The organism is Bartonella harrusi, assembly GCF_024297065.1.
Lineage (GTDB): Bacteria > Pseudomonadota > Alphaproteobacteria > Rhizobiales > Rhizobiaceae > Bartonella > Bartonella harrusi.
In genome coordinates this window covers 65,009-81,865 of the sequence record NZ_CP101114.1, presented here as the reverse complement: position 1 = coordinate 81,865, position 16,857 = coordinate 65,009, and the positions used below count along the sequence as shown (strand labels likewise).

Below are 16,857 nucleotides of genomic sequence, written 5' to 3'. Positions count from 1 at the left end.
AAAGAATCTTTTGGTGGGTTTACATTTTAAATTACAGCGCAATTTTTGGTTCTAATATGGCTTTTTCATAAGTCCCATATCAAAATCCCGTCCTCATTATCAAACAAGAATGGAAAAAATTAAAATATTGGGAAATTTTTATTCATTCAATGTCATATTAAATCCTGCACCTCTCCCCAAATGTCTCCCTCAGCTCGTTACCGACCAGTTCAAACAGATATTTCCTTTTTCAAATCTATAATCAGCACCAAAAGCAAATCAAATACGTAACTTTCTAAGTACAGCACTATAAAGCAAGTGAAAAATTGCTAAACCTATAGCTGCCCTTTGTTTGTTTCTTTGCACGCACTGTCAATGCTATAATTTAAAATGTCCAATTTCATATCGGTATTTTTTCAGTACAGTCATTTATCTCACAAATAGTAACATTAATGATGTCACTTAAATCTTCATCCGTAGATCTTTCGATTGATCGAACTTCATTTATTGCTCTGTATAATCATGTCATTGTTGGCCATTCTCAGCCTCATTCGAATATCTTTCTCAAGATAGCTAGTACATTATCAATTAGAACAGATTCACTTTCATCGCTCTCTTTGAAAGTGATTTCTTATTTTTTCATCAGTATCTTTATTACAGTTAACCACTCCATTAGCCTTCTTACCAACTATATTTTCAAGAGCACCTACTTATTTCTCAATACTCGCTACTTTATTTTTAACTTTGGTAATCTTTTTTGTGTTCTTCCAAAACTGTATTCCATTTACTATATTAATGAAATTTTGCTAAATCTTCCCACTCGCTACATTGATAATCCTGCTAGCCGCCCCCTATAACCAGCTTAATACGCTTTGTTCTTATTACGCCAATGTAAAATATCTGTATCAATATGGTGCTTGTTCATCTTCTCAATATGAATCCTTATATTTACTATACTGCTTTTAACATCTTCAAAAAATGTCTGCAATATTATTGCGTCTTCTCCTCAGCTTCAGTCCCCTCGGTCGCAAATTGTACAACTTTGAAATCAGATTTTGCTTATTTCTCCCATCATATTGAGCATCATTACTAAAATATTCCGCAAATCTAATATTTGTAAAATAGAGTTGTGAAATATTCATGTCATCGGTTGTTTCTTCTGAAAGTTCACTTGCCTTAAGAGAGGCCATTTTACTATTTTTCCTCTCTTATTCTTCTCCATGCTTTGTAACTAAAAGCCTTTTTATCCTTGTTCCTCACAATAGAATCCGGTTCAACATATTATTGAAATATTTTTTATCTCCTGATTTACATTCTTGATATTTGTCTCTATCACCTCAAAAACTATACGAACACCTTTATAAGATTTTTGTTCTATCTTTCCCTCTGTATTAACGTGAGATAATTTATAGATCTGTCTCTCAAACGAACTGCTGCAAAACGCGGCATCATCGTCAAAAATTTTTGCAATGCCTTGCGTTATATTTCAAGGTAACTGCCATTGATCGCATCATGTGATCACTCAATAATTGAACTACCTATAACATTATACAAAGCAAATGGTGCTGCCGTTCTTTGCCTTTAAAATTATGCTATTATAATTAACATGACATTGATTTATAACGATAATTCATTGTTTTGCATATTGAATGAGAGATACGAATGTCCTAAAATTCTCTCATTTCAAACTTGCTTTATGTTGAATCAAACAAAACCACCCCCTTGCACATAACAAGTGGGATTATCGTGTGGATAAAAAAGAGAAAAGAAAAGCGTAAAAATACCTTTCATGAATCGTTTCAATAGAAAGGGCTGTCGCAATATAGGGAGCTGGTCAAGAGTATGATGATGCCGGCTTGTACCTTCATAAGCGTAAAGAGGTGCTCAGTAGATTTTACTCTATACCATCCACGGGCAGCGTCGTAAAATGGATTTGAGTGCACCGAGAAATGTCTCTTTAAAACAAGTCCGTGAATTAACGCTATTATTTTCATCTGAATTTTTGTCATAGAAAATGGCACAAGAACTTATGAATTCAACTTTTTTAGAAATAGCGTTAAACTTTCCTCAAACTGGAATTTATTAATGGTCTTATAGCCATTCTGCGCCACTTTCACACCAGAGAAAATATCTAACCCTTGGTTTATTGTTTGCAATACTGCTTTCACTCCCTTATTCGGACTTACAGATAGTAATATGTTTTCCCTTTTTATCTTACTTAATAAGAATACTCCCAACTCCTTATTGTTTAACTTCCTGTAACTGTAGAAAAATTAACTGTGCTGGTGCCCTCCCTACCCTTTTCTAAGCCTATGATTTTTTTATTTTCTACATGAATACCAGCTTTTCGTTATTTGCGAACTATTATTAATTCATAAATCTCTTGCATTGTAGAAGTTGCTTCCTGCTTTTATGCTCTTGTGTGTAATCTTACAGGCTAAATCAAATTTTACTCTCCTGTCGTCCTTTCCTTTCGTAATATTTATATTATTACTTGAAGTTGTTACATTTACTATTTTATCTGTATCAACCGTTGTAGTATTCGCAGCCTCAATAGAAAGTTTCTAACCTCCTCCTATAGCCTTTGCTAATATTATTAACTGCGCTATATTTGCTCCATCAGTATCTACCAATACCAGCTGCTAATCCTATAATTTAACGTGTTTTTTTGACTACCATAACCAACATTCACAACACTGAGCATCGTTTTCCACTCTGTATCAGTTATCGCTTCTTTAAGCAAAGGACTAAAACCAGCAATACTAACAAAAGAATTTCTTCCTATAGCAAGACTTCTAGCTAATACCAAGACAACTCAAAACCTATAATGATACTCTTTTCTAACACCGTTTTTACTAATCTACCAATAGACAATAATACTTTTCATCCCCACCAATACATGATCTCCAAGAGTGATAATAAACTTGAGCTTGAGCAATAAAAACAAGACCCCTGACTATTTACCAAACACCAAAGTAGTGACACTATCGCCAACATGTATATTGCAATACCACCATAATTTGAAGCATGTCACCAATTTACCTATTATAGAAATACTATCATTCCCCTCAATCTCAACCCATAAAACTATAATAACAACATTCTTGCTTTGTTTCTTCGTTTGATAAACAACAACATAACATGACTCTCATTATAGTTTTCTCCTTGAGAAACTGAGAGTATATTTGTTACAGATCTTGATATCTCCCTCATCATTAATTCCGTTGAATGATAAACCGATGGCATTCTTTATTTACAGGTACAAATAATCCTCCTTCATTATAATATTATTCGCGCTTGTAGACCTTTAACGCTATCAATCACGAATGGCTGTAGACTAATGAGGAAGAGTTTTTATATTGCTTCCCCCCTGTATTAGGGTTCTTAGTAATAAACTTTTACTATAAGACTATAGTCACTCACACTAGAAAGAATTTTAGTTAAAAAAATTGCATAGTTATCAGAAACATTTCTCTTAGAGATCAAAGCAACATTCAGCGTTATTAAATAATTTTTCTTATCACCATCATATACGCAGAAATAATGCTTTGGGGATAAGCCAACTACAATATCTCTACCACTTTTAAAAAGTGCTTTTATTAAATCAAAATTTGCCGAAAAACTAAGAAAAATTGGATAAAAATGCAATCATTAATAGTAAACGAAACACCGTTAATCAAAGACTATAAATAAGGAAAAGGAGGATAATTTATATCATTGCGCATGAGGGCGGTATATAATTTTTTATGTCATATTCCCTAAGTAAAACAATATATTAAGGCATAAAAATATATTTTACTGCTAGAATTTTGCTATGTATTTATTATTATGGTTGTTACAATTTTTTTTAGGTTGTTTTCTTTCGTACTATACACTTTTTCACAATAAGATTTTAGACAAATAGAAGTAAAGAGTGTATTAGATTCTTTCCTTCTATCTTTTATAAAGAGAAAAGTGGATTATTTTTTCTCTATAAGCATTTTTGAAATTTATTGATACTTATCATCATATAGATGAACAGAAAATGACAAATAAAAAATGCATTTTTTTCCTAAATTATAGTGAATGTGTGGGTTGTGCCTTATCATGAAGTTTTTCATGCGTCTTCTGTAATATAATTGCATTTTTTCGTTTTATAACGCCAAAGGCGTCTTGCCCTTGCTTCATTAAAACAAGGGCAAATAAGATTATAAAAAGAATTAATTTAAAGTTAGATTAAGTCCAATACCTACTCCCCAATGACCTCCAGCGCTGGTAGCAGCTATGTTAGAACGGATTTTTCCATCTTCAGAGGTATAACCAGCACCAAAAGAGAAAGCAGATTGACTATGCCATATACCACTACCAAATGAAACACTAAATTTCCCAGGGTTGTCATTATAGCGTAAGCTAGAGACCGCCAAACCAATAGCCGCTGCTTGCCTTGCCTCTTTGCGAACATCCTCAACAGCATAACTTAACGTTTCAAACTTCATATCTGTATAGGACTTTGCTTCATTAACACCATTATTGACAAAACTGCTCACTTGCTCATCAGTATATTTCTTCGCATCATCAAGAACTATCTTCATCTGATCCTTAGTGTAATCATGCAACTGACCACCAGTTACTGCTTGCTTAGAGCCTGTTTCAATCTTGCCATCCGCTACATTATCTATCAAAACGGGATCACTCTCATTTCCACCTACTAACGTAATGCTATTGGTCTTTTTACCATTATCATCTTTGTCATAGTTAACTGCTCCATCCGTAACCGCAGTTGCAATATCTTGCACATGTTTATCAATCGTATCTACCCTGTTCTCAACCTTCGTAACCCTATCATTCGTTTCCCATAACTGACCTCCATTCACAGCATCTTGCGAACCTTCTTTTATCTCTCCATTCGCTACATTGGTAATATGAGACGCTTCACCATTATGACTTGCGTCATACGCTCCTTGCTCCTCATTCCAATGCAAACTATTCTTATCTATATTATCAGAAACATCCTTAATACGGTCGTTGATATGCGTCATACTCTCACTGACAGCTTCAAAGGCACCAGCTACATCATGGCTCTCCTTTGTCGAGAAACTCCCATCAGAAGAAAATTGTGCAACATTGAAACTAGGTGCCGTCCACACACCATTCTCATACTTCGCTCCTCCACCAAAATATTGAGCAAGGGTCGTATGCAGAGAATAAAGCTGATTACCTGTGATCGCTTCCGTGGATCCCGCAGAAATATCACCATCTAAAAGGGACTTCAGTTTGCTCTTGCTTCTTTTCTCTTCTTTTCCATGAAGCGCTACAAAGGCACTCTCTTCATCACTCCACAACAACGCATTCTGCTCAAGATGATCAGAATTGTCAGAAAGATCATTATGAAGCTTCTTGAAGGAACTGCTTACACCCGCAAAGGCAGAGACAATATCTGGATAGCTCTGTTCTTTTGAACTGCCATCATCATTAAAGGTCAAAACTTTGAAACTTGGTGCTGTCCATTTACCATCTTCAAACTGAGCATCACCACCAAAATAGGTCGCTAATGTCTTATTCAATGAATAAAGCTGATTACCCGCTACAGCATCCGTGGAGTTGGCAGAAATCTCTCCATTAGCAAGGAACTTAATCTTACTGTTAGTCTTTTTGCCTGCTTCACCATGCGTTGCGATAAACGCTCCTTCTTCCTCGTTCCAGTTCAAAGAATCCTGTGCAACACTTTCAGAAACATCCTTAATCCGATCATTTACATTCTTGATGTTCTCATCAAGTCCTGAAAAGGCTGAACCAATATTTTTAAATATATTCTTTTCTACATTACCATCTTTAGAAACCTTAGATAAATTATAGGTAGGCTCTGTAAATACACCTTCATTGAAGGTTGCTCCACCACCAAAATAGGTCGCAACATCATTACCAAATTTATGAAGCTGTTGACCCGCAACTGCATCCGTTGAATCTTTGGAAATATCACCATTCTTAAGGGACGTTATCTTGCTGTTGGTTTTTTTGCCTGCTTCGCCATGCGTTGCGACAAACGCACCTTTCTCCTTATCCCACAACAAGGCATCATTTTGAGCTATGGTAATGTCGTCAATCTTTTTATCAAGATCATCCTTAACTTCCTTGAAGGAATCTTTCACTTTATCAAAGGATTCACCAACACCAGCAAAGGCTGAAGCAACATCATCATAAGACGCATCTGTAACCTCGTTTGCTGAATTAAATTTCTTAAGCGTGAATTTTGGTGCTGTCCATTGACCACCTTCATATTTAGCATTTCCACCAAAATAGGACGCAACCTTATTGCCCAATTGATGGAGCTGTTGACCCGCAACTGCATCCGTGGAGTCCGCATTAATTGCGCCATTCTCAAGTGACGTTATCTTGCTGTTGGTTTTTTTGCCTGCTTCGCCATGCGTTGCGACAAACGCACCTTTCTCCTTATCCCACAACAAGGCATCATTTTGAGCTATGGTAATGTCGTCAATCTTTTTATCAAGATCATCCTTAACTTCCTTGAAGGAATCTTTCACTTTATCAAAGGATTCACCAACACCAGCAAAGGCTGAAGCAACATCATCGTAAGACGCATCTGTAACCTCGTCTGCTGAATTAAATTTCTTAAGCGTGAATTTTGGTGCTGTCCATTTGCCACCTTCATACTTCGCTCCACCACCAAAATAGGTCGCAACTTCATTGCCAAATTTATGAAGCTGTTTACCTGCGATTGCATCCGTGGAGTCCGCATTAATTGCGCCATTCTCAAGTGACGTTATCTTGCTGTTGGTTTTTTTGCCTGCTTCGCCATGCGTTGCGACAAACGCACCTTTCTCCTTATCCCACAACAAGGCATCATTTTGAACCGTGGTAATGTTGTCAATCTTTTGATTAAACTCATCCTTAACTTCCTTGAAGGAATCTTTCACTTTATCAAAGGAATCGCCAACACCAGCAAAGGCTGAAGCAACATCAGGATAAGACGCTGCAGAAACATCATCTGCTGAATTAAATTTCTTAAGCGTAAATTTTGGTGCTGTCCATTTGCCACCTTCATACTTCGCTCCACCACCAAAATAGGTCGCAACTTCATTGCCAAATTTATGAAGCTGTTTACCTGCGATTGCATCCGTGGAGTCCGCATTAATTGCGCCATTCTCAAGTGACGTTATCTTGCTGTTGGTTTTTTTGCCTGCTTCGCCATGCGTTGCGACAAAAGCACCTTTCTCCTTATCCCACAACAAGGCATCATTTTGAGCTATGGTAATGTCGTCAATCTTTTGATTAAACTCATCCTTAACTTCCTTGAAGGAATCTTTCACATTATCAAAAGATTCACCTACACCAGCAAAGGCTGAAGAAACATCAGGATAAGACACTGCAGAAACATCGTCTGCTGAATTAAATTTCTTAAGCGTGAATTTTGGTGCTGTCCATTGGCCACCTTCATACTTCGCTCCACCACCAAAATAGGTCGCAACTTCATTGCCAAATTTATGAAGCTGTTTACCTGCGATTGCATCCGTGGAGTCCGCATTAATTGCGCCATTCTCAAGTGACGTTATCTTGCTGTTGGTTTTTTTGCCTGCTTCGCCATGCGTTGCGACAAAAGCACCTTTCTCCTTATCCCACAACAAGGCATCATTTTGAACCGTGGTAATGTTGTCAATCTTTTGATTAAACTCATCCTTAACATCCTTGAAGGAATCTTTCACTTTATCAAAGGAATCGCCAACACCAGCAAAGGCTGAAGCAACATCATGATAAGACGCTGCAGAAACATCATCTGCTGAATTAAACTTCTTAAGCTTAAATTTTGGTGCTGTCCATTGGCCACCTTCATACTTAGCTCCACCACCAAAATAGGTCGCAACATCATTACCAAATTTATGAAGCTGTTGACCCGCTATAGCATCCGTGGAGTTCGCATTAATGGCACCATTCTCAAGGGACGTTATCTTGCTGTTGGTTTTTTCACCGCCCTTGTCACCATGCGTTGCGACAAACGCATTCGCAGTTTTGCTCCAGTTCAATGAGTCATTCTTGCTATCAGCAATCTCATTTTTGACATCCGTGAGCGTCTTATTAACATTGGTAAAGGAATTGCCAACATCAACAAACGCTGAGGAAACATCAGGATACTCTTTATCTTCCGTTTTTCCATCTTCTTTAAGACTCTTAAGCGTGAATTTTGGTGCTGTCCATTGGCCACCTTCATACTTCGCTCCACCACCAAAATAGGATGCAACCTTATTGCCCAATTGATGGAGCTGTTGACCCGCAACTGCATCCGTTGAATCTTTGGAAATATCACCATTCTTAAGGGACGTTATCTTGCTGTTGGTTTTTTTGCCTGCTTCGCCATGCGTTGCGACAAACGCACCTTTCTCCTTATCCCACAACAAGGCATCATTTTGAGCTATGGTAATGTCGTCAATCTTTTTATCAAGATCATCCTTAACTTCCTTGAAGGAATCTTTCACTTTATCAAAGGATTCACCAACACCAGCAAAGGCTGAAGCAACATCATCGTAAGACGCATCTGTAACCTCGTCTGCTGAATTAAATTTCTTAAGCGTGAATTTTGGTGCTGTCCATTGGCCACCTTCATACTTCGCTCCACCACCAAAATAGGTCGCAACATCATTACCAAATTTATGAAGCTGTTGACCCGCTATAGCATCCGTGGAGTTCGCATTAATTGCTCCATTCTCAAGGGACGTTATCTTGCTGTTGGTTTTTTCACCGCCCTTGTCACCATGCGTTGCGACAAACGCACCTTTCTCCTTATCCCACAACAAGGCATCATTTTGAGCTATGGTAATGTTGTCAATCTTTTGATTAAACTCATCCTTAACTTCCTTGAAGGAATCTTTCACTTTATCAAAGGAATCGCCAACACCAGCAAAGGCTGAAGCAACATCATCATAAGACGCTGCAGAAACATCGTCTGCTGAATTAAATTTCTTAAGCGTGAATTTTGGTGCTGTCCATTTACCACCTTCATACTTCGCTCCACCACCAAAATAGGTCGCAACTTCATTGCCAAATTTATGAAGCTGTTTACCTGCGATTGCATCCGTGGAGTCCGCATTAATTGCGCCATTCTCAAGTGACGTTATCTTGCTGTTGGTTTTTTTGCCTGCTTCGCCATGCGTTGCGACAAACGCACCTTTCTCCTTATCCCACAACAAGGCATCATTTTGAACCGTGGTAATGTTGTCAATCTTTTGATTAAACTCATCCTTAACATCCTTGAAGGAATCTTTCACTTTATCAAAGGAATCGCCAACACCAGCAAAGGCTGAAGCAACATCATGATAAGACGCTGCAGAAACATCATCTGCTGAATTAAACTTCTTAAGCTTAAATTTTGGTGCTGTCCATTGGCCACCTTCATACTTAGCTCCACCACCAAAATAGGTCGCAACATCATTACCAAATTTATGAAGCTGTTGACCCGCTATAGCATCCGTGGAGTTCGCATTAATGGCACCATTCTCAAGGGACGTTATCTTGCTGTTGGTTTTTTCACCGCCCTTGTCACCATGCGTTGCGACAAACGCATTCGCAGTTTTGCTCCAGTTCAATGAGTCATTCTTGCTATCAGCAATCTCATTTTTGACATCCGTGAGCGTCTTATTAACATTGGTAAAGGAATTGCCAACATCAACAAACGCTGAGGAAACATCAGGATACTCTTTATCTTCCGTTTTTCCATCTTCTTTAAGACTCTTAAGCGTGAATTTTGGTGCTGTCCATTGGCCACCTTCATACTTCGCTCCACCACCAAAATAGGATGCAACCTTATTGCCCAATTGATGGAGCTGTTGACCCGCAACTGCATCCGTTGAATCTTTGGAAATATCACCATTCTTAAGGGACGTTATCTTGCTGTTGGTTTTTTTGCCTGCTTCGCCATGCGTTGCGACAAACGCACCTTTCTCCTTATCCCACAACAAGGCATCATTTTGAGCTATGGTAATGTCGTCAATCTTTTTATCAAGATCATCCTTAACTTCCTTGAAGGAATCTTTCACTTTATCAAAGGATTCACCAACACCAGCAAAGGCTGAAGCAACATCATCGTAAGACGCATCTGTAACCTCGTCTGCTGAATTAAATTTCTTAAGCGTGAATTTTGGTGCTGTCCATTGGCCACCTTCATACTTCGCTCCACCACCAAAATAGGTCGCAACATCATTACCAAATTTATGAAGCTGTTGACCCGCTATAGCATCCGTGGAGTTCGCATTAATTGCTCCATTCTCAAGGGACGTTATCTTGCTGTTGGTTTTTTCACCGCCCTTGTCACCATGCGTTGCGACAAACGCACCTTTCTCCTTATCCCACAACAAGGCATCATTTTGAGCTATGGTAATGTTGTCAATCTTTTGATTAAACTCATCCTTAACTTCCTTGAAGGAATCTTTCACTTTATCAAAGGAATCGCCAACACCAGCAAAGGCTGAAGCAACATCATCATAAGACGCTGCAGAAACATCATCTGCTGAATTAAATTTCTTAAGCGTAAATTTTGGTGCTGTCCATTTACCACCTTCATACTTCGCTCCACCACCAAAATAGGTCGCAACTTCATTGCCAAATTTATGAAGCTGTTTACCTGCGATTGCATCCGTGGAGTCCGCATTAATTGCGCCATTCTCAAGTGACGTTATCTTGCTGTTGGTTTTTTTGCCTGCTTCGCCATGCGTTGCGACAAACGCACCTTTCTCCTTATCCCACAACAAGGCATCATTTTGAACCGTGGTAATGTTGTCAATCTTTTGATTAAACTCATCCTTAACATCCTTGAAGGAATCTTTCACTTTATCAAAGGAATCGCCAACACCAGCAAAGGCTGAAGCAACATCATGATAAGACGCTGCAGAAACATCATCTGCTGAATTAAACTTCTTAAGCTTAAATTTTGGTGCTGTCCATTGGCCACCTTCATACTTAGCTCCACCACCAAAATAGGTCGCAACATCATTACCAAATTTATGAAGCTGTTGACCCGCTATAGCATCCGTGGAGTTCGCATTAATGGCACCATTCTCAAGGGACGTTATCTTGCTGTTGGTTTTTTCACCGCCCTTGTCACCATGCGTTGCGACAAACGCATTCGCAGTTTTGCTCCAGTTCAATGAGTCATTCTTGCTATCAGCAATCTCATTTTTGACATCCGTGAGCGTCTTATTAACATTGGTAAAGGAATTGCCAACATCAACAAACGCTGAGGAAACATCAGGATACTCTTTATCTTCCGTTTTTCCATCTTCTTTAAGACTCTTAAGCGTGAATTTTGGTGCTGTCCATTGGCCACCTTCATACTTCGCTCCACCACCAAAATAGGATGCAACCTTATTGCCCAATTGATGGAGCTGTTGACCCGCAACTGCATCCGTTGAATCTTTGGAAATATCACCATTCTTAAGGGACGTTATCTTGCTGTTGGTTTTTTTGCCTGCTTCGCCATGCGTTGCGACAAACGCACCTTTCTCCTTATCCCACAACAAGGCATCATTTTGAGCTATGGTAATGTCGTCAATCTTTTTATCAAGATCATCCTTAACTTCCTTGAAGGAATCTTTCACTTTATCAAAGGATTCACCAACACCAGCAAAGGCTGAAGCAACATCATCGTAAGACGCATCTGTAACCTCGTCTGCTGAATTAAATTTCTTAAGCGTGAATTTTGGTGCTGTCCATTGGCCACCTTCATACTTCGCTCCACCACCAAAATAGGTCGCAACATCATTACCAAATTTATGAAGCTGTTGACCCGCTATAGCATCCGTGGAGTTCGCATTAATTGCTCCATTCTCAAGGGACGTTATCTTGCTGTTGGTTTTTTCACCGCCCTTGTCACCATGCGTTGCGACAAACGCACCTTTCTCCTTATCCCACAACAAGGCATCATTTTGAGCTATGGTAATGTTGTCAATCTTTTGATTAAACTCATCCTTAACTTCCTTGAAGGAATCTTTCACTTTATCAAAGGAATCGCCAACACCAGCAAAGGCTGAAGCAACATCATCATAAGACGCTGCAGAAACATCATCTGCTGAATTAAATTTCTTAAGCGTAAATTTTGGTGCTGTCCATTTACCACCTTCATACTTCGCTCCACCACCAAAATAGGTCGCAACTTCATTGCCAAATTTATGAAGCTGTTTACCTGCGATTGCATCCGTGGAGTCCGCATTAATTGCGCCATTCTCAAGTGACGTTATCTTGCTGTTGGTTTTTTTGCCTGCTTCGCCATGCGTTGCGACAAACGCACCTTTCTCCTTATCCCACAACAAGGCATCATTTTGAACCGTGGTAATGTTGTCAATCTTTTGATTAAACTCATCCTTAACATCCTTGAAGGAATCTTTCACTTTATCAAAGGAATCGCCAACACCAGCAAAGGCTGAAGCAACATCATGATAAGACGCTGCAGAAACATCATCTGCTGAATTAAACTTCTTAAGCTTAAATTTTGGTGCTGTCCATTGGCCACCTTCATACTTAGCTCCACCACCAAAATAGGTCGCAACATCATTACCAAATTTATGAAGCTGTTGACCCGCTATAGCATCCGTGGAGTTCGCATTAATGGCACCATTCTCAAGGGACGTTATCTTGCTGTTGGTTTTTTCACCGCCCTTGTCACCATGCGTTGCGACAAACGCATTCGCAGTTTTGCTCCAGTTCAATGAGTCATTCTTGCTATCAGCAATCTCATTTTTGACATCCGTGAGCGTCTTATTAACATTGGTAAAGGAATTGCCAACATCAACAAACGCTGAGGAAACATCAGGATACTCTTTATCTTCCGTTTTTCCATCTTCTTTAAGACTCTTAAGCGTGAATTTTGGTGCTGTCCATTGGCCACCTTCATACTTCGCTCCACCACCAAAATAGGATGCAACCTTATTGCCCAATTGATGGAGCTGTTGACCCGCAACTGCATCCGTTGAATCTTTGGAAATATCACCATTCTTAAGGGACGTTATCTTGCTGTTGGTTTTTTTGCCTGCTTCGCCATGCGTTGCGACAAACGCACCTTTCTCCTTATCCCACAACAAGGCATCATTTTGAGCTATGGTAATGTCGTCAATCTTTTTATCAAGATCATCCTTAACTTCCTTGAAGGAATCTTTCACTTTATCAAAGGATTCACCTACACCAGCAAAGGCTGAAGCAACATCATCGTAAGACGTATCTGTAACCTCGTCTGCTGAATTAAATTTCTTAAGCGTGAATTTTGGTGCTGTCCATTGACCACCTTCATATTTAGCATTTCCACCAAAATAGGACGCAACCTTATTGCCCAATTGATGGAGCTGTTGACCTGCTACAGCATCCGTGGAGTCCGCATTAATTGCGCCATTCTCAAGGGACGTTATCTTGCTGTTGGTTTTTTCACCGCCCTTGTCACCATGCGTTGCGACAAACGCACCTTTCTCCTTATCCCACAACAAGGCATCATTTTGAGCTATGGTAATGTTGTCAATCTTTTGATTAAACTCATCCTTAACTTCCTTGAAGGAATCTTTCACTTTATCAAAGGAATCGCCAACACCAGCAAAGGCTGAAGCAACATCATCATAAGACGCTGCAGAAACATCATCTGCTGAATTAAATTTCTTAAGCGTAAATTTTGGTGCTGTCCATTTGCCACCTTCATACTTCGCTCCACCACCAAAATAGGTCGCAACTTCATTGCCAAATTTATGAAGCTGTTTACCTGCGATTGCATCCGTGGAGTCCGCATTAATTGCGCCATTCTCAAGTGACGTTATCTTGCTGTTGGTTTTTTTGCCTGCTTCGCCATGCGTTGCGACAAACGCACCTTTCTCCTTATCCCACAACAAGGCATCATTTTGAGCTATGGTAATGTCGTCAATCTTTTTATCAAGATCATCCTTAACTTCCTTGAAGGAATCTTTCACTTTATCAAAGGATTCACCAACACCAGCAAAGGCTGAAGCAACATCATCGTAAGACGCATCTGTAACCTCGTCTGCTGAATTAAATTTCTTAAGCGTGAATTTTGGTGCTGTCCATTTGCCACCTTCATACTTCGCTCCACCACCAAAATAGGTCGCAACTTCATTGCCAAATTTATGAAGCTGTTTACCTGCGATTGCATCCGTGGAGTCCGCATTAATTGCGCCATTCTCAAGTGACGTTATCTTGCTGTTGGTTTTTTTGCCTGCTTCGCCATGCGTTGCGACAAACGCACCTTTCTCCTTATCCCACAACAAGGCATCATTTTGAACCGTGGTAATGTTGTCAATCTTTTGATTAAACTCATCCTTAACTTCCTTGAAGGAATCTTTCACTTTATCAAAGGAATCGCCAACACCAGCAAAGGCTGAAGCAACATCAGGATAAGACGCTGCAGAAACATCATCTGCTGAATTAAATTTCTTAAGCGTAAATTTTGGTGCTGTCCATTTGCCACCTTCATACTTCGCTCCACCACCAAAATAGGTCGCAACATCATTGCCAAATTTATGAAGCTGTTGACCCGCAACTGCATCCGTTGAATCTTTGGAAATATCACCATTCTTAAGGGACGTTATCTTGCTGTTGGTTTTTGCACCGCCCTTGTCACCATGCGTTGCAACGAAGGCGTTCTGCTTCTTATCCCACAACAATGCATCATTTTGAGCTATGGTAATGTCGTCAATCTTTTTATCAAGATCATCCTTAACTTCCTTGAAGGAATCTTTCACATTATCAAAGGATTCACCTACACCAGCAAAGGCTGAAGCAACATCATCGTAAGACGCATCTGTAACCTCGTCTGCTGAATTAAATTTCTTAAGCGTAAATGTAGGTGCTGTCCATTGGCCACCTTCATACTTCGCTCCACCACCAAAATAGGTCGCAACATCATTGCCAAATTTATGAAGCTGTTGACCCGCTATAGCATCCGTGGAGTCCGCATTAATTGCTCCATTCTCAAGTGACGTTATCTTACTGTTGGTTTTTGCACCGCCCTTGTCACCATGCGTTGCGACAAAGGCATTCGCAGTTTTGCTCCAGTTCAATGAGTCATTCTTGCTATCAGCAATCTCATTTTTGACATCCGTGAGCGTCTTATTAACATTGGTAAAGGAATTGCCAACATCAACAAACGCTGAGGAAACATCAGGATACTCTTTATCTTCCGTTTTTCCATCTTCTTTAAGACTCTTAAGCGTGAATTTTGGTGCTGTCCATTGGCCACCTTCATACTTCGCTCCACCACCAAAATAGGATGCAACCTTATTGCCCAATTGATGGAGCTGTTGACCCGCAACTGCATCCGTTGAATCTTTGGAAATATCACCATTCTTAAGGGACGTTATCTTGCTGTTGGTTTTTTCACCGCCCTTGTCACCATGCGTTGCAACGAAGGCGTTCTGCTTCTTATCCCACAACAATGCATCATTTTGAGCTATGGTAATGTCGTCAATCTTTTTATCAAGATCATCCTTAACTTCCTTGAAGGAATCTTTCACTTTATCAAAGGATTCACCAACACCAGCAAAGGCTGAAGCAACATCATCGTAAGACGCATCTGTAACCTCGTCTGCTGAATTAAATTTCTTAAGCGTGAATTTTGGTGCTGTCCATTGGCCACCTTCATATTTAGCATTTCCACCAAAATAGGACGCAACCTTATTGCCCAATTGATGGAGCTGTTGACCCGCAACTGCATCCGTGGAGTTCGCATTAATGGCACCATTCTCAAGGGACGTTATCTTGCTGTTGGTTTTTTCACCGCCCTTGTCACCATGCGTTGCAACGAAGGCATTCGCAGTTGTACTCCAATTCAATGAATCGCTGTTTGTTCCTTGAGAAATATCATCAAACTTTTTATTAAAATCATTGATTACTTTCGATAAATGCGTATTCACATTCTTGACATTTATATCAAGACCGGCCAACGCACTCCCAACATCATTGTAGCTCGTCTTACCTACTGTACCATCTTCAGCAATATGAGAGAGAGTATAAGTTGGAGGTATCCAAACTTCTTCGTCATGTAATTCAGATCGATCAAATTTAAATTCTGCGCCACCACCTAAATATGTTGCTAGCGTCTGATTAAGTGAATAAATCTGTTGTCCTGTAATCGCCTCGGTTGACTCTTCTGAGATAGTACCAGGAGTAATATCAAAAAGAAGTCGTGTTTTACCTTCACTATTTTGAATACTTAGTCTAACTAATTCTGATTTAGGAAAAAGAACTATCGTATGCCCCTGATCCATAGGAGATGTGCTACGAGAGAAACTTCTCATAAGGGGAAAATTGCCTGTATTCTCATGCAAATTATTCCCTTGAAAAACATTATTAACAGCAGAAAATGTATCCGTAATATTCTGAAAATCTTTTTTACCCGCAAACGCAGTATTAAGAGCAACTTGAGTTTGAAATTTATTATTAGATCTTAAGTTTTCGACGGAATCTTGATCCCCCATAAATACAGAGTCAACATCCCTACGCAATTTACTGCCAACTGTATCGACTGGTGAAATACCTTTAAGCACATTTGTGCCGCCACTAAAATCGTTTGATATGTTATTAAAAACTTGAGTATTCGCAGAAACAGGAGAAATATTTGATAAAAAGATAATCACTAAAGCCAATGCGAGTGCTTTAATAAAAGGCAATCGATTAAGCAAGCAAGAATTTTGAAAATCTCTTACCACTGGCGCTTTTGGTGTGGTATATATTTTTTTCATAACAAATTCTCCAAGTAAGAAAATATATTTTAGAACATTAAAAAAACACATTTCAGCGCTAAAATTCGTTTAGTGGTGTGTGTTTTGCTTGTTCTCTGTCAAGTTTAGGTTTATTGTGGAAGTAGAAAGGATAAATTAAAGGTTCTGTAAGACTTTTATTTTT

At 39.3% G+C, this 16,857-nt stretch carries 2 protein-coding genes; both read right to left on the bottom strand.

From position 1 onward, the window contains the following. Window positions 1–2,605: 2,605 nt before the first annotated feature. Window positions 2,606–2,788 carry a hypothetical protein gene (locus NMK50_RS00365; protein WP_254770437.1) on the bottom strand — a complete coding sequence of 61 codons (183 nt, stop codon included), beginning with the start codon at window positions 2,786–2,788 and terminating at the stop codon, window positions 2,606–2,608. A gap of 1,390 nt (window positions 2,789–4,178) precedes the next feature. After that, complete coding sequence (locus NMK50_RS00360) at window positions 4,179–16,694, bottom strand: Vomp family autotransporter (protein ID WP_254770436.1); 12,516 nt, start codon at window positions 16,692–16,694, stop codon at window positions 4,179–4,181. Between the last annotated feature and the right edge of the window lie 163 nt (window positions 16,695–16,857).

Excerpts from the sequence above, each read along its gene's own strand:
- NMK50_RS00360 (WP_254770436.1), bottom strand. The coding sequence starts at position 16,694 with ATGAAAAAAATATATACCACACCAAAAGCGCCAGTGGTAAGAGATTTT.